9 protein-coding genes are annotated in these 17,246 nt (G+C 65.9%); 7 read left to right on the forward strand and 2 right to left on the reverse strand.

The window, feature by feature from the left end; translation table 11 throughout:
- Positions 1 to 11 precede the first annotated feature (11 nt).
- The 5 genes from prpB (at position 12) to DI041_RS07255 (ending at position 7,658) form a co-directional block, all read left to right on the forward strand.
- Positions 12 to 905, forward strand: coding sequence for a methylisocitrate lyase (gene prpB, locus DI041_RS07235; RefSeq protein WP_012511842.1), 894 nt, complete (start codon positions 12 to 14; stop codon positions 903 to 905).
- Between the two features lie 36 nt (positions 906 to 941).
- On the forward strand, positions 942 to 2,099 hold the full coding sequence (gene prpC, locus DI041_RS07240) for a bifunctional 2-methylcitrate synthase/citrate synthase (RefSeq protein ID WP_046985081.1): 1,158 nt from the start codon (positions 942 to 944) through the stop codon (positions 2,097 to 2,099).
- Between the two features lie 97 nt (positions 2,100 to 2,196).
- Complete coding sequence (gene acnD / locus DI041_RS07245) at positions 2,197 to 4,815, forward strand: Fe/S-dependent 2-methylisocitrate dehydratase AcnD (RefSeq protein WP_136639077.1); 2,619 nt, start codon at positions 2,197 to 2,199, stop codon at positions 4,813 to 4,815.
- 51 nt (positions 4,816 to 4,866) lie between these two features.
- A complete protein-coding gene (gene prpF, locus DI041_RS07250) occupies positions 4,867 to 6,045 on the forward strand; it encodes a 2-methylaconitate cis-trans isomerase PrpF (RefSeq protein ID WP_136639076.1) in 1,179 nt (392 codons plus the stop codon).
- A gap of 152 nt (positions 6,046 to 6,197) precedes the next feature.
- The gene (locus DI041_RS07255; RefSeq protein ID WP_136639075.1) at positions 6,198 to 7,658 is read left to right on the forward strand and encodes a bifunctional 2-methylcitrate dehydratase/aconitate hydratase; all 1,461 of its coding nucleotides are present in this window, start codon (positions 6,198 to 6,200) and stop codon (positions 7,656 to 7,658) included.
- 77 nt (positions 7,659 to 7,735) lie between these two features.
- Here DI041_RS07255 and DI041_RS07260 read toward each other — a convergent pair whose 3' ends face one another.
- Positions 7,736 to 8,857: a WD40 repeat domain-containing protein gene (locus DI041_RS07260; RefSeq protein ID WP_136639074.1), complete on the reverse strand. Its 1,122-nt coding sequence runs from the start codon at positions 8,855 to 8,857 to the stop codon at positions 7,736 to 7,738.
- Positions 8,858 to 9,193: 336 nt separating this feature from the next.
- Between DI041_RS07260 and DI041_RS07265 the strand changes: the two genes are divergently transcribed.
- Complete coding sequence (locus tag DI041_RS07265; RefSeq protein ID WP_136639073.1) at positions 9,194 to 14,101, forward strand: alpha-2-macroglobulin family protein; 4,908 nt, start codon at positions 9,194 to 9,196, stop codon at positions 14,099 to 14,101.
- A 49-nt stretch (positions 14,102 to 14,150) separates the two neighbouring features.
- Positions 14,151 to 16,532: a penicillin-binding protein 1C gene (pbpC, locus tag DI041_RS07270; protein ID WP_136639072.1), complete on the forward strand. Its 2,382-nt coding sequence runs from the start codon at positions 14,151 to 14,153 to the stop codon at positions 16,530 to 16,532.
- A gap of 113 nt (positions 16,533 to 16,645) precedes the next feature.
- On the opposite strand, the gene DI041_RS07275 is transcribed toward pbpC, so the two are convergent.
- Positions 16,646 to 17,221 (reverse strand): ferritin-like domain-containing protein, encoded by a 576-nt coding sequence (locus tag DI041_RS07275; RefSeq protein WP_046985087.1) that lies wholly within the window; start codon positions 17,219 to 17,221, stop codon positions 16,646 to 16,648.
- Positions 17,222 to 17,246 lie beyond the last annotated feature (25 nt).

Raw genomic sequence — 17,246 nt, forward strand, 5'->3', positions numbered from 1 at the left:
TGGATTGCCGCATGACCGCTTCCGCCCCATTCTCCGCCGGTGCCCGCTTCCGTGAGGCGCTGGCTGCCGAATCGCCGCTGCAGGTGATCGGCGCGATCAACGCCAACCATGCGCTGCTGGCCAAGCGCGCTGGCTTCCGTGCCATCTATCTGTCCGGTGGTGGCGTCGCCGCTGGTTCGCTGGGTCTGCCGGACCTGGGTATCAACACCCTGGAAGACGTGCTGATCGACGTGCGGCGCATCACCGATGTCTGCGACCTGCCGCTGATGGTCGACATCGACACCGGTTTCGGCCCGAGCGCGTTCAACATCGCGCGCACCGTGAAGTCGCTGATCAAGGCCGGCGCGGCTGCCTGCCACATCGAAGACCAGGTTGGCGCCAAGCGCTGCGGCCACCGTCCGGGCAAGGAGATCGTCTCGCAGGGTGAAATGGTCGACCGCGTGAAGGCTGCCGCCGATGCCAAGACTGATCCGGACTTCTTCCTGATCGCACGCACCGATGCCATCCAGGTGGACGGCGTGGACAAGGCCATCGAGCGCGCCATCGCCTGTGTCGAGGCAGGTGCCGACGGCATCTTCGCCGAGGCTGCCTATGATCTGGACACCTACCGCCGCTTCGTCGATGCGGTGAAGGTGCCGGTGCTGGCCAACATCACCGAATTCGGTGCCACCCCGCTGTTCAGCCGCGATGAACTGGCCTCGGCCGGCGTTGCCATCCAGCTGTTCCCGCTGTCGGCGTTCCGTGCGGCCAACAAGGCCGCCGAAAATGTCTACCAGGCGGTGCGCCGCGATGGCCATCAGCGCAATGTGGTGGAGAGCATGCAGACGCGCGAAGAGCTGTATGACCGCATCGGCTACCACGCCTTCGAGCAGCAGCTCGATGCACTGTTCGCCGCCAAGAAATAAGCAGTACCCTGCACCATCAGTTTTCGGAGGGAAAACATGAACGATACAACCGCAACCCCGACCTTCAAGCCGAAGAAGTCCGTCGCCCTGTCCGGCACTGCTGCCGGCAACACCGCGCTGTGCAGCGTCGGCCGCAGCGGCAACGATCTGCACTACCGTGGCTACGACATCCTGGACCTGGCCAACACCAGCGAGTTCGAGGAAATCGCCTACCTGCTGGTGCACGGCAAGCTCCCGACCCGCGCCGAGCTGGTTTCGTACAAGGCCAAGCTGAAGTCGCTGCGTGGCATTCCGGCGGCGGTGAAGGCCGCTCTGGAAGAACTGCCGCCGTCGGCACACCCGATGGACGTGATGCGCACCGGCGTGTCCGTGCTCGGCTGCGTGTCGCCGGAAAAGGACGACCACAACCATCCGGGCGCGCGCGACATCGCCGACAAGCTGATGGCCTGCCTCGGTTCGATGCTGCTGTACTGGTACCACTGGAGCCACAACGGCCGCGCCATCGATGTGGAGACCGACGACGACTCCATCGGTGGTCACTTCCTGCATCTGCTGCACGGCGAGAAGCCGCAGGATTCGTGGGTGAAGGCGATGCACACCTCGCTGATCCTGTACGCCGAGCACGAGTTCAACGCTTCGACCTTCGCCTGCCGCGTCATCGCCGGCACCGGCAGCGACATGTACAGCGCGATCTGCGGTGGCATCGGCGCGCTGCGCGGCCCCAAGCACGGCGGCGCCAACGAAGTGGCGTTCGAAGTGCAGAAGCGCTATGACAATCCGGACGAAGCCGAGGAAGACATCAAGGCCCGCGTGGAGCGCAAGGAAGTGGTGATCGGTTTCGGCCACCCGGTCTACACCGTGTCCGATCCGCGCAACAAGGTGATCAAGGACGTCGCCCGCGAACTGTCCGAAGAGCAGTCGAGCATGAAGATGTACGACATCGCCGAGCGCCTGGAAACGGTGATGTGGGACATCAAGAAGATGTTCCCGAACCTGGACTGGTTCAGCGCCGTCAGCTACCACATGATGGGCGTGCCGACCGCGATGTTCACCCCCCTGTTCGTGATCGCCCGCACCGCCGGCTGGAGCGCGCACATCGTCGAGCAGCGTATCGACGGCAAGATCATCCGCCCGAGCGCCAATTACATCGGCCCGGAAGACCGCGACTTCGTCGCCATCGACAAGCGCGTCTGATCCACCTGCTGTATCCATCCGGCCGGCCCTGTGCCGGCCGGATGCTTTCGCCGCCGCACTGCCGGCACCCGGCCCGCCCAAAGCATCCCGCCAGCCCATGAATACCGATTACCGCAAGAACCTCCCCGGCAGCTCGCTGGACTATTTCGACGCGCGCGCCGCTGTCGATGCGATCCAGCCCGGCGCCTACGCCACGCTGCCGTACGTATCGCGCGTGCTGGCCGAGAACCTGGTGCGCCGCTGCGATCCGGCGACGCTGACCGATTCGCTGAAGCAGCTGATCGAGCGCCGTCGCGACCTGGATTTCCCGTGGTTCCCTGCGCGCGTGGTGTGCCATGACATCCTCGGGCAGACCGCACTGGTCGACCTGGCCGGCCTGCGTGATGCGATTGCCGACAAGGGCGGCGACCCGGCCAAGGTCAACCCGGTGGTGCCGGTGCAGCTGATCGTCGATCACTCGCTGGCGGTGGAATGCGGTGGTTACGATCCGCAGGCGTTCGAGAAGAACCGCGCCATCGAGGATCGCCGCAACGAAGACCGTTTCCACTTCATCGACTGGACCAAGCTGGCCTTCGAGAACGTGGACGTGATTCCGCCAGGCAATGGCATCATGCACCAGATCAACCTGGAGAAGATGTCGCCGGTAGTCTACGTGCAGGACGGCGTGGCCTTCCCGGATACCTGCGTGGGCACCGACAGCCACACCCCGCATGTGGATGCACTGGGCGTGATCGCCATCGGTGTTGGCGGCCTGGAAGCAGAAAACGTGATGCTGGGCCGCGCCTCGTGGATGCGCCTGCCGGACATCATCGGTGTCGAGCTGACCGGCAAGCCGCAGCCCGGCATCACCGCCACCGACGTGGTGCTGGCATTGACCGAGTTCCTGCGCAAGGAACGCGTGGTGGGCGCCTGGCTTGAATTCTTCGGCGAGGGTGCCGCGGCACTGACCATCGGTGACCGCGCCACCATCTCCAATATGTGCCCGGAGTACGGCGCCACTGCGGCGATGTTCTACATCGATGCGCAGACCACCGAGTACCTGCGCCTGACCGGCCGCGAGGAATCGCAGGTGGCGCTGGTGGAAAACTATGCACGCACCACCGGCCTGTGGGCCGATGACCTGGCCACCGCACAGTACGAGCGCGTGCTGCGCTTCGATCTGTCGACCGTGGTGCGCAACATGGCCGGCCCGTCCAACCCGCACAAGCGCGTGGCCACCGCCGAGCTGGCCGAGCGCGGCATCGCCGACGAAGCCAAGCTGGAAGCAGGCAAGGCCGAGCAGGCGCAGGGGCTGATGCCCGATGGCGCGGTGATCATCGCTGCCATCACCAGCTGCACCAATACCTCCAACCCGCGCAACGTGATCGCCGCCGGCCTGCTGGCACGCAAGGCCAACGAGCGTGGCCTGCTGCGCAAGCCTTGGGTGAAGTCGTCGCTGGCACCCGGTTCCAAGGCAGTGCAGCTGTACCTGGAAGAAGCGGGCCTGCTGCCCGACCTGGAGAAGCTGGGCTTCGGCATCGTCGCCTTCGCCTGCACCACCTGCAATGGCATGAGCGGCGCGCTGGATCCGAAGATCCAGCAGGAAATCATCGACCGTGACCTGTACGCCACGGCGGTACTGTCGGGCAACCGCAACTTCGACGGCCGCATCCATCCGTACGCCAAGCAGGCCTTCCTGGCCTCGCCGCCGCTGGTGATCGCCTACGCCATTGCCGGCACCATCCGCTTTGACATCGAGAAGGATGTGCTGGGCGTGGACACCGACGGCAACGAGGTGCGCCTGAAGGACATCTGGCCGAGTGACGCCGAGATCGATGCGGTGGTGAAGGCGGCGGTGAAGCCGGAGCAGTTCCGCAGCGTCTACAACCCGATGTTCAACGTACGCGTCGAACACGGCGCAGCGGTGAGCCCGCTGTACGACTGGCGCCCGCAGAGCACCTACATCCGTCGTCCGCCGTACTGGGAAGGTGCACTGGCCGGTGAGCGCTCGCTGGCCGGCATGCGTGCGCTGGCGGTGTTGCCCGACAACATCACCACCGACCACCTGTCGCCGTCCAACGCGATCATGGCCTCCAGCGCCGCCGGCGAATACCTGGCGAAGATGGGCCTGCCGGAAGAGGACTTCAATTCCTACGCCACCCATCGCGGTGACCACCTGACCGCGCAGCGTGCCACCTTCGCCAACCCGAAGCTGTTCAACGAGATGGTGCGCAATGAAGATGGCAGCGTGAAACAGGGTTCGCTGGCGCGCGTCGAGCCGGAAGGCAAGGTCATGCGCATGTGGGAAGCGATCGAGACCTACATGGAGCGCAAGCAGCCGCTGATCATCATCGCCGGTGCCGACTACGGGCAGGGTTCTTCGCGTGACTGGGCCGCCAAGGGCGTGCGCCTGGCTGGCGTGGAGGCCATCGTTGCCGAAGGCTTTGAGCGCATCCACCGCACCAACCTGATCGGCATGGGCGTGCTGCCGCTGGAGTTCAAGCCGGGCACCACCCGTCTGACCCTGGGCATCGATGGCACCGAAACCTTCGACGTCATCGGTGAACGCACGCCGCGCGCCGAGCTGCGCGTGGTCATCCACCGCCGCGACGGCCAGGACGTGATCGTGCCGGTCACCTGCCGCCTGGACAGTGACGAGGAAGTGGCGATCTACGAAGCCGGTGGCGTGCTGCAGCGTTTCGCACAGGACTTCCTGGAAGGCGCCAAGGTGGCGTAAGGCATCCGACGGCCCGGTAACGGGCCGTCTTTCATTGCAAGGAACCGTTCCATGGCATTTCTCCCGCAACTCTGTATTCCCGCCACCTACATGCGCGGCGGCACCAGCAAGGGCGTGTTCTTCCGCCTGCAGGACCTGCCCGAGGCCGCGCAGGTGCCGGGCGCTGCGCGCGATGCGCTGCTGATGCGCGTGATCGGTTCGCCCGATCCGTATGGCAAGCAGACCGACGGCATGGGGGGCGCCACCTCCAGCACCAGCAAGTGCGTGATCATCTCCACCGCCTCTGTGCCGGATCACGATGTCGACTATCTGTACGGCCAGGTCTCGATCGACTCCGCCTTCGTCGATTGGAGCGGCAACTGCGGCAATCTCAGCACTGCGGTGGGTCCGTTCGCCATCGCCAACGGCCTGATCGATCCTGCCCGCGTGCCGCGCGATGGCCTGTGCACCGTGCGCATCTGGCAGGCCAACATCGGCAAGACCATCATTGCCCATGTGCCGATGCGCGATGGCGAAGTGCAGGAAACCGGCGATTTCGAGCTGGATGGCGTGACCTTCCCGGCCGCCGAGATCCAGCTTGAATTCATTGATCCGTCCGACGACGGCGATGCGGGCGCGATGTTCCCCACCGGGAATCTGGTCGATACGCTGGAAGTGCCGAGCGTGGGCAGCTTCGAGGTGACGATGATCACCGCCGGCATTCCGACGATCTTCCTCAACGCCGCCGACCTGGGTTACACCGGTACCGAGCTGCAGCCGGTGATCAACGAGGATAAAGGAGCGCTGGAGCGCTTCGAGAAGATCCGCGCCTACGGTGCAGTGCGCATGGGCCTGATCTCGAAGCTGGAAGACGCGGCCACCCGTCAGCACACGCCGAAGGTGGCCTTCGTGGCGCCGGCACAGGACTATGTCTCGTCCAGTGGCAAAGCTATCCCGGCGTCGGCGATCGACCTGCACGCGCGCGCGTTGTCGATGGGAAAACTGCACCACGCGATGATGGGTACCGCCGCCGTGGCGATCGGCACTGCAGCGGCAATTCCCGGAACACTGGTCAACCGTGCTGCAGGCGGCGGCGAGCGCGAAGCGGTGACCTTCGGTCATCCCTCCGGCACATTGCGCGTGGGTGCGCAGGCGGCACTCGTTGACGGGCAGTGGACAGTAAGCAAGGCCATCATGAGCCGCAGTGCCCGCGTGCTGATGGAAGGCAAGGTGCGGGTGCCGGCCGAGTAACCAGCAGGTCGGCGCTGGCATCACACGCTTCGGTAGATGCCAACCTTGGTTGGCATGGCATTGGCACCGCCCGGGCAATCTCCAGCGCCAACCAAGGTTGGCGACTACCGGGATGCGCGGCCTGACCTGCTTTTCTGAAGAGGAGATCGACGATGTCCGGCAACCACACCCCATCCAACGAGCGTGCAGCGTGGGATGCGCTGCTGGTGGACATCGTCGACTACGTGCGCGACGCGCGCATCGACTCACCACTGGCGTTCCAGACCGCGCATCACTGCCTGCTTGATACGCTGGGCTGCGGCCTGGAAGCGCTGTCCTTCCCGGCCTGCAGCAAGCTGCTCGGTCCCGTGGTGCCGGGCATCAGCGTGGTCAATGGCGCGCGCGTGCCGGGTACGCACTACGTGCTGGATCCGGTGCAGGCCGCCTTCAACCTTGGCGCGATGGTGCGCTGGCTCGATTTCAACGACACCTGGCTGGCTGCCGAATGGGGCCACCCGTCGGACAACCTGGGCGGCATCCTCGCCGTCTGCGATTGGCTGGGACGCAACGCGCAGGCCCTGCGTCGACCACCGCCGACCGTGCACGACGTGCTGCTGGCGATGATCAAGGCGCATGAGATCCAGGGCGTGCTGGCGCTGAAGAATTCCTTCAACCGGGTCGGGCTGGACCATGTTGTGCTGGTCAAGGTGGCGACCACCGCCGTGGTCGCGCAGTTGCTCGGGCTTGATCGCGAACGCATGCTCAATGCAGTGTCGCTGGCCTGGGTCGATGGCCAGGCGCTGCGCACCTACCGGCACGCGCCCAACACCGGTTCGCGCAAGAGCTGGGCCGCCGGCGACGCCACCAGTCGTGGCGTGCGCCTGGCGCTGATCGCGGCAACGGGCGAAATGGGCTATCCGAGCGTGCTCAGTGCACCGGTCTGGGGTTTCGAGGCGGTATCCATGCACGGCCAGGCACTGACGCTGGGGCGACCGCTGGGCAGCTATGTGATGGAGAACGTGCTGTTCAAGATCAGCTACCCGGCCGAGTTCCACGGCCAGACGGCCGTGGAGGCGGCGATCACGCTGCACCAGCAGCTGCGTGCTGCGGGGCGGCGGGTCGAGGACATCGCGCACATCGACATCCGCACCCAGGAAGCCTGCATCCGCATCATCGACAAGCAGGGGCCGCTGCATAATCCGGCCGACCGCGATCACTGCGTGCAGTACATGGTGGCCATCGCGCTGCTGCACGGGCGGCTGGTGGCCGAGGACTACGAGGACGACATGGCCGCCGACCCGCGCATCGACGCGCTGCGGGCGAAGATGGCCTGCTGGGAAGACCCGCAGCTCAGCGCGGACTATCTGGACCCGGACAAGCGCAGTATCGCCAACGGGCTGACCGTGCGCTTCACCGATGGCAACGGACTGCCGGAGGTACTGGTGGAGTACCCGCTCGGCCACGCGCGGCGCCGGCAGGAGGGCATTCCGCTGCTGATGGACAAGTTCCGCCGGCACCTCGCGCACCGGTTCCCGACCGGCCAGCAGCAGCGCATCCTGGCGGCCTCGCTGGACCCGGTGGCGCTGGCCGCGATGCCGGTGACGGACTACGTGGACCTGTATCTGCCGGGGTAGGGGCTCTGGTAGATGCCAGCCTTGGTTGGCGTCAGGAGCGCCAACCAAGGCTGGCATCTACCATTGTGTGCGCCGGATCAGATCACGTATGTGGAAAGGCATCCATAGTCGGTCCGTACCGAGATGGCGTTGTCTCCCGTCCATGCGATATGCGCGGTACGTACCACATGATCTATCGCAAAGCTTCGAATTTCCCTCATGTCCGCGAAGTCATGGAGGATGATCTGTCCACGGCGCAGGATGGCCAGTCGCTTACCGTCGGCGTCCAGCGCAAAGTCGGCTCGTGTCATGTCAGCGAAATTCGGCCAGCCGGAAGGACACGCCCCTGTTGCCGTATCCAGGCACAGCAAGCGCCATTTTCCATATTGTTCCAACGCCAGCAGCCAGCGCCCATCGGGGCTCCACTCCATCTTGGTGATCATTTCAAAATCACTTCGATGTCGGCGGACAGTTTCCGCCTGAGCGATATCGATGTACTCGATCTCACCGGGAGTGGCGCAGCAGGCAAGCATTGCGGCATTCGGGGAGAGCGCGCCCATCATCTGCCTCGAATGCCCGCCCACCATCGCGGGGGTACGTGTCAACTGCAGTACGCGCTGCCTATTGGCGAGTCTCATGACCGTTACATGATCGCTATCATGCCACGCGACGTGCCCGTTGGACGTTGTCAGGAACGGCGATGACATTACCGTTGCATCACTGATCCGCTGGGCAGGACTGCCATCAGATGGCCAAAGGTAGATGCCGGAGTCGAATCGGATCAGGAAGCCGGTGCCGTCATTCGCAGGGAGTGCTGACCATGCAAGATCGGTTTTGCCGGGGCGCCACTCATGGAGTGTCCTGGCATCGTCACCAACGAGCACCAGCATGTCGGTTGCTGCACCAGACGCATCCTCATCCTGATGCCGGTTGGTCACTACTCTGCCAGCGCAGCCGGCAATCATCAGGGCCCCTGTATAGCCGCCGCCGATGTACCTCTGCATGCTCGGTTGCCCTGCTTCAGCGGCAGGATTCACCAGTACGAAGCCCTTCTTCAGCCGCGACCATTCCTGCTTGACTGCCCATGCAACGGCTTCGTCTGGCCCTAGGAACTCCTTCGGCTGCACTTTCGGCTTGGCAGCGTTGCCGGACGTCACTTCCACAATCGCACCTTCACAACGGGTGCCCCAGATCTTTCCGGTCGTCGGATCGTGGAGCAAGCGCTCTCTTGTCACGTCGGGTTGCCTTTATAAGTTGGGCGGACGCTCGATGCTACAGCGATGATTGAAGGTGGGTCGGCAGTGGGTGGGTTGGGGGTTATCTCCGACACTGGTGGACGGTTTTGGCTTCGTGTGCAGGGGGGCGCCGCGCGGGTTGGTGGGCTGTTGATGTGTGGGCAGCGCCGCGCCCGGGGCGCCACCCGGGTACCCGTCTGGCGACGCCGATCCCGCCGGGCATGGCCCGGCGCTACCCTTGGCCCCGCTTTCCGACCGCCGGGGCGTCAACACCTTGACGCGGCGCGCCTATAATGTCTGCCTCGATCAAGGAGTGACGACATGAGCGGTCCGGCACGGCGGAAGCGGTGGGGTTGGGCGGCGGTGGTACTGGCAGGAGGCCTGGTGCTGGGCCTGGCCGGCTGCCGCAACGACAGCGGGCAGCTGCCCAAGAGCAGCGGTGAGGCCATCACCACCAAGGCCGAGCAGGTGAAGGAATTCACCCTGCTGCGCGCTTACCCGGACCAGAAGAACGAAGGTTTGTCGTTGGCGCTGGAGTTCTCGCGCCCGCTGGTTGGCACCCAGGATTTCGACAAGCTGGTGCGCTTCGAGGAGAAGGTCGGCACCGACGACAGCAGCTGGACGCTGTCCGATGACGGCCTGACCCTGCGCTATCCGTTCGTCGAGGCCGGCAAGGAGTTCAGCCTGGTGGTCTCGCCCGACCTGCTGGCCGCCGATGGCAGCCGGCTGGGCAAGGAACTGAAGCAGAAGGTGTTCAGCGGCGAGCTGAAGCCGGTGGTTGGCTTCGCCTCGCAGGGCAGCGTGCTGCCGGCCAAGGACAGCCGCGGCCTGCCGGTGGTCTCGGTGAACGTGCCGGAGGTCGACGTCGAATTTCTGCGCGTGCGCGAGAAGGACCTGCCGACCTTCTTCAGCCAGTACCAGCGTGGCGGCCGCCGTGGCAGCTGGGAGCTGAGCAGCGACTACGAGCGCAGTCCGATCAACAAGCTGGCCGAGCCGGTCTACGTCAATCGCTTCATCCTTGGCGGCAAGAAAAACGAGCGGGTACTGACCTACCTGCCGACCCAGGACATCAAGGAACTGCAGGAGCCGGGCCTGTACTTCGCCCTGCTCAAGCGCACCGGCGACTATGAAGGCGAGTTCGATACCGCGTTCTTCTCGGTCAGCGACATCGGCCTGCATACGCGCGCCTACAAGGACAAGCTGTTCGTGCACACCGCCGGCCTCAAGGACGGTGCGCCGCTGAAGAGCATCGACCTGCGTGTGCTCGACGCCAAGGGCGAGGTGGTGCTGAAGGGCAGCACCGACGGCAACGGCAATGCGCTGCTGAACTACACCCTGGATGCCACCCACGTGCTGGTCGCCAGCACGGGCAAGGACACCAGCTTCCTGCCGTTCAACCAGCCTGCGCTGGACCTGAGCGAATTTGCCGTGGCCGGTCGTGACAATGCCTGGTTCGACGTTTACGCCTGGTCCGGCCGTGACCTGTATCGCCCGGGCGAGACCGTGCGCCTGTCCGCCCTGCTGCGTGACAACGACGGCAAGCCGGTCAAGGCACAGCCGGTGTTCCTGCGCTTGAAGCAGCCCGACGGCAAGACCTTCCGCGAGACCCGCCTGCAGCCGGGCGAGCAGGGCTACATCAACTTCGAGCAGGTCATTCCCCCCGAGGCGCCGACCGGGCGCTGGCAGGTCGAGTTCCGCACCGATCCGGCCAGCAAGGAGGCGATCCAGGGCATGACCCTGCGTATCGAGGAGTTCCTGCCCGAGCGCATGAAGCTGGACCTGGACAGCGCGCAGAAGACGCTGAAGCCGGGCGAGGACCTGCGCCTGCAGGCCAATGGTGCCTACCTGTACGGTGCGCCGGCGGACGGCAACCGTTTCACCGCGCGCATGGCGGTGGCCGTCGAGCAGCAGCCGGTCGAGGGCCTGCCGGGCTACTTCTTCGGTGACCCGACCCTGCAGTTGCCGCGCGAAGCCAAGGACGTGATCGACACCACGCTGCCGGGCAACGGCCAGCTGCGTGAGGATGTGGCGTTGCCGGAAGAGGCGGCCAAGGCCAAGGCGCCGATCGCCGTGGTGCTGTCCGGCAGCCTGTATGAAACCGGTGGCCGTACCGTCACCCGCACCCTGAAGCGGGTGATGTGGCCGGCCAACGCGCTGGTCGGCGTGCGCCCGCTGTTCAACCCCGAGGATGGTGCTGACTCCAACGGCAACGCACGCTTCGAGCTGATGCGCGTGGATGCTGCCGGCACACCGCAGCCGGCCAAGGGCCTGAAGATCACCCTGGTGCGCGAACTGCGCGACTACCACTGGACCTTCAACGACAACCGCTGGGACTACGATTTCACCCGCCGCTTCGAGAACAAGGAAACCCGCACCGTCGATGCCGGCAGCAGCGCGGTCGCCTTCGATTTCCCGGTGGAGTGGGGCGAATACCGGGTGGACGTGTTCGATCCGTCCACCGGCCTGACGAGTCGCTACCCGTTCCGTGCTGGCTGGAGCTGGGGCGATGACAACCGTGGCCTGGATGCACGCCCGGACAAGGTCAAGCTGGGCCTGGACAAGACCGGCTACAAGGCTGGTGACACCCTGGAAGTGACGGTGACCCCGCCGCATGCCGGCAAGGGCATCCTGATGGTCGAGACCGACCGCATGCTGTACGTGCAGGACATCGAGGCCAAGCCGGGTTCGACCTTCAAGATTCCGGTCACCGCCGATTGGGAGCGCCACGACGTCTACATCACCGCACTGGTGTTCCGCGGCGGCAGCGCGCCGAGCAAGATCACTCCGGCCCGTGCCGTGGGCGTGGTGCATGTGCCGATGGATCGCAAGGGGCGCACCGTAGCCGTCGGCCTGGCCGCGCCCAAGCAGATGCGGCCGGAGCAGGACCTGCCGGTGACGGTCAGCGCGCCGCAGCTGGCCGGCAAGATGGCGCACGTCACCGTCTCGGCGGTGGACGTGGGCATCCTCAACATCACCCGCTTCCCGGTGCCCGATGCCGGTGCGCACTTCTTCGCCCAGCGTCGCCTTGGCATTGATGCCTACGACATCTACAGCCGGGTGATCGAGAGCTTCGACGGCGGTGCCGGCAAGCTGAAGTTCGGTGGCGACATGGCGCTGCAGGCATTGCCGCAGGCCAAGCGCCCGACCGCGCGCGTGCAGACCGTGGACCTGTTCTCCGGCCCGGTGCAGCTTGATGCAAAGGGCATCGCCCGCATACGCCTGAAGGTGCCAGACTTCAACGGCACACTGCGGGTGTCTGCGCTGGTCTACAGCGATGACCAGTACGGCAAGCGTGACGTGGAAACCGTGGTGCGCGCGCCGATCCTGGCCGAAGCCAGCATGCCGCGCGTGCTGGCCCCGGGCGACCGCAGTACGGTGACCCTGGACGTGCAGAATTTCACCGGCAAGCCGGGCCAGTTCAACGTGAAGGTGGAAAGCGAAGGCCCGCTGAACCTGGGCGAGGGCAGCCGCAGCGTGCAGTTGAATGCAGATGCCAAGACCACGCTGAGCTTCCCGCTGTCTGCACGCGAAGGCCACAGCGTGGCCAAGGTGCGGGTGCGGGTGGATGGCAACGGCTTCAAGGCCGACCGCCGCTACGAGCTGCCGGTGCGTGCGGCGTGGCCGCAGGTGCTGCGTTCGCAGGTGCGCACGCTGGATCCGTTGGCGGCGGTCAGCCTCGACAACAGCCTGACCGATGGCTTGATGTCCGAGTCGGTCAATGCCCGCCTGCTGGTCAGCCCGCTGCCGCCGATCCCGTTCGCCAGTGCGCTGCAGGGCGCGTTGAACTACCCGTACGGCTGTGCCGAGCAGACCACCAGCAAGGGCTATGCGGCGCTGATCCTGGACCAGGCGACATCGTCGATGCTCGGTGCCGACGGCCTGGATGCCAAGACCCGCCGCGAGCGCATGGAAGGCGCGTTCGGCCGCCTGGCGTCGATGCAGGTGGCCAACGGCAACTTCTCGATGTGGGGTGACGACGGCTATGTGAACCCGTGGCTGACCCCGTACATCACCGAGTTCCTGCTCGACGCCAAGGACGCCGGCTTCGCGGTGCCCGACAACGTGCTGCAGAAGGCACTGAACCGGCTCAGCGAGGACCTGCTGTCCGGTGGCAACCAGTTCTACGGCCAGGAGGATCGCGAGAAGCTGAAGTTCGCCAATCAGGCGTACTCGGGTTACGTGCTGGCCCGGGTCAACCGTGCGCCGCTGGGTACGCTGCGCACGCTGTACGACAACGAGCGCAGCAAGGCGGTGGGTGGCCTGTCGCTGGTCCACCTGGGCGTGGCGCTGTCGCTGCAGGGCGATGCCAAGCGTGGCCAGGCGGCACTGGCCGCGGCCTTCGCCAAGTCCAGCAGCGAACGCCCGTCGTACTTCGGCGACTACGGCAGTGCGATCCGTGATGACGCGCTGATGATCGCGCTGACCCACGAAAACAAGCTGGCCAAGCCGGCCTGGGATGCACGTGCGGTTGATCTGGGCCGTGGCCTGGATGCGCGCCGTAATGCGGGCTGGATGTGGCTGAGTACGCAGGAGCAGGTGGCCATCGCCCGTCTTGGCAAGGCCCTGGCCGCCAACCAGAAGGCACTGGTGGCCGGTGAACTGGTGATCGGTGGCAACACCGAGACCATCGGCGAGCGCAAGCTGTTCGGCCGCAACTTCAGTGCTAGCGAACTGGCCAGTGGCGTGCGCTTCACCCCGCAGGGGCAGCCGCCGATGTTCGCCAGCATCGACGTGGCCGGCATTCCGCGCAGTGCGCCCGCACCGGACAACCGCGTGCTGGGTATCGAGCGCAGCTACTTCGGCACCGATGGCAAGCCGTGGTCGCCGCGTCCGCTGAAGGAGGGCGAAGCCCTGATCGTGCGCGTCACCGTTACCGCCGACACCACGATGCCCGATGCATTGCTGACCGACCTGTTGCCGGCCGGCCTGGAGATCGAGAACTTCAATCTGGGCGATGCCAAGCAGTGGGCCGATGTGGTGGTTGATGGCATCACCATCAGCGACCGCGGCGAAGCCGCTGACACCAAGCACGAAGAGTTCCGCGACGACCGCTATGTGGCCGCGCTGAAGCTCTCGCGTGGCAGCAAGGCCAACGTGTTCTATCTGGTGCGCGCGGTGACCCCGGGTACTTACTCGGTGCCGCCGCCGCTGGTGGAGGACATGTACCGGCCACAGCTGCGCGGCGTTGGCCGCAGCAACCCGACCACGATCACGGTGGTACAGCCGTGACCACGCGGACGGGCCGCGACGGCGCGGCCCGTCCCGCTGGCAACCTGCAATGAAAGACGCAATGAAGACCCGGCTGGCGGCCCTGCGCCGCCGGCTGCGGCCGCTGTGGCCGTGGTTACGCTGGGGCACGGCCGCCACGCTGGCGCTGCTGCTGGTGCTGGATTTCGCTTTTCCGCCGCCGCTGCCGAAGCAGCGCGATACCAGCACCCTGGTGGTGGCTGCAGACGGCACACCGTTGCGTGCGTTCGCCGACGCCGAGGGCGTGTGGCGCTATCCGGCATCGATCGACAGCGTCTCGCCGTTGTACCTGCAGGCGCTGCTGACCTACGAAGACCGCTGGTTCTGGCGCCATCCGGGCATCAATCCGCTGGCGATCCTGCGTGCCAGCGGCCAGCTGCTGCGCGGTGGCCGCATCGTGTCCGGTGGCTCGACCCTGACCATGCAGGTCGCACGCATCCTCGACCCGCATACGCGTACGCCCTGGGGCAAGCTCAAGCAGATGCTGCGCGCAGTGCAGCTTGAGGCGCACCTGAGCAAGCAGCAGATCCTGGCCCTGTATCTGGAACGGGCGCCATATGGCGGCACCATCGAGGGGGTGGAAGCGGCCAGCTGGGCCTACCTGGGCAAGCCGGCGGCGCAGCTGTCGCATGCCGAGGCCGCGCTGCTGGCAGTGCTGCCACAGGCGCCGAGCCGGCTGCGTCCGGACCGTCATCCGGAAGCGGCGCAGAAAGCGCGGGACAAGGTGCTGTCACGCATGGCCGAACTGGGGGCGTGGACGCCGGAAGAGGTGGAAGACGCGCGTATCGAGAACGTGGTGGCGCGCTCGCTGCGGCCGCCGCTGCACGCCGCATTGCTTGCGCAGCGCCTGCATTCGGCGCATCCAGGACAGGCACGCATCCAGAGCAGCATCGACATCGGCCTGCAGCGCACGCTGGAAGAACGCGTGGCCAGCTATTTCTCGACGCTGCCCGAGCGCACCTCTGCCGCGTTGCTGGTGGTCGACAACCAGACCCTGCAGGCGCGTGCCTATGTCGGCACGTTGTCCTTCGGAGACCGTCAGCGCCTCGGCCACGTGGACATGGTGCAGGCCTGGCGCTCGCCGGGCTCCACGCTGAAGCCGTTCCTGTATGCGATGGCACTGGATGACGGCCTGATCCATTCGGAAAGCCTGCTGGTTGATGCGCCACAGAGTTTCGGCAGCTACCGACCTGGCAATTTCGACATGGCCTTCAATGGGCCGATCGGCGCGTCCAGCGCATTGCGCCTGTCGCTCAACGTGCCCTCGGTGGACCTGCTGCAGCGGGTCGGGGCTGCGCGCTTTGCTGCGCGGCTTTCACACTCCGGCATCCAGCTGCGCTTCCCGCCGGGCAGCACGCCCAACCTGTCTTTGATTCTGGGCGGTACCGGTGCGCGGCTGGAAGATCTGGTCGGCGCGTTCGCCGCGCTCAACCGCAACGGCATTGCTGGACGTGTGCGCTACACCGATGACGAACCGATGATCGAGCGGCGCCTGGCCTCGCCGGGCGCAAGCTGGATCGTGCGCGAAATGCTGGAATCGAACCCGCGCCCAGGCTACAGCGCTGGCACCTTCGATGTTGGCGGTCGCCCGCGCGTAGCCTGGAAGACCGGCACCAGCTATGGCTATCGCGATGCGTGGGCGATCGGTAGCACGCGCCACTACACCGTGGGCGTGTGGGTGGGACGGCCGGACGGCACACCGTTACCCGGCCAGTACGGCGCGGTCACCGCGTTGCCGTTGATGTTCGAAGTGGTCGACAGCCTGCCGCGCCAGCGTGGCGACTCGGCGGCCGCACCGATGCCGTCCAGCGTCAGTGAGGAAGAGATCTGCTGGCCGACCGGCGAACGCGCCGAAGGCCTGCCTCCAGCGTTGTGCCAGCGGCGGATGCCGGCCTACCTGCTGGATGGTGCCGCACCGCCAACCTTCCCCGAGCGCGAAGCACGACGTTGGCAGCCGGGCCGGCAGCGTTACCTCGCTGACGCGCACACCGGCCTGCGTGTGTCGGCGGACTGCCGCGTGCCACATGAGGAAGTGCCACGGGAGATCGCGCGCTGGCCGGCGCTGCTGTCGCCGTGGTTGCCCAAGGCCACGCGCGAGGCCTCGCAGTTGCCAGCGCTGTCACCGGATTGCCGTGATGACGGGCGCGATGCCAGCGTGGCGCTGCACATCGACGGTCTCAACAACGGTGCCACCCTGGCTCGTGCCCCCAATGCCGAACACGGCGTGCGCCTGCAACTGCGCGCGCTGGGCAGCGAGCAGACGGTGGACTGGCTGCTGGATGGCCGCTGGATCGCGCAGACCCACGGCTCACAGTTGATGCAGCGCGAGTTCGCCGAGCCGGGCACACATACGCTGACCGCGCTGGCGGCGGATGGCGCGTGGACGCAGGTGCGGTTCAACGTCCTGCGGTAGGTGCCGACCTCGGTTGGCGCTCGGTCCAGCGCCAATGACACCTTCGTGCTCTGGTAGGTGCCAACCTTGGTTGGCACGCGGCGAAGCGCCCACCAAGGTGGGCATCTACCGGATCATTCCCCGATCCACCCATCCAGCAGGTCGGCAAACTCGTCGGCGTGCTCCTCTTCCTGCGCCAGGATCTCTTCAAGGATGCGCTTGGTGGTGGTGTCGCGGTCGCCGATGAAGTTGATCATCTCGCGGTAGCTGTCGATGGCGATGCGCTCGGCCACCAGGTTTTCGCGGACCATGTCGCGCAGGTCACTGCCTTCCTTGTACTCGGCATGCGAGCGCGCGGTCAGCGTATCGGGGTTGAAGTCCGGCTCTCCGCCAAGCTGGACGATGCGCTCGGCCAACTTGCCGGCATGCGCCTGTTCCTGCTGTGCATGTTCCAGGAACTCGGCTTTGATCGCGTCGGCCAGCATGCCCTTGGCCATGAAGTAGTGCCGGTAGTAGCGCAGCACGCACACGTACTCGGTGGCCAGTGCATCGTTGAGCAGCTTGATCACCGCCTTGCGATCGGCGCTATAGCTGTCGGTGATCGCCCCATCTTCGATGTTGCGCCGGGCGCGCTCGCGCAGGGTCTTGCGATCGCTGATGCCGGGTACCTTGGCGGCAGGCTTGGGAGCTTTGGCTGGCTTGGTGGACATGGCTGGCCGTTTCCTCTTGCGGTGG

This window comes from Stenotrophomonas maltophilia (genome assembly GCF_004920835.1).
Taxonomy (GTDB): Bacteria; Pseudomonadota; Gammaproteobacteria; order Xanthomonadales; family Xanthomonadaceae; genus Stenotrophomonas; species Stenotrophomonas maltophilia_AQ.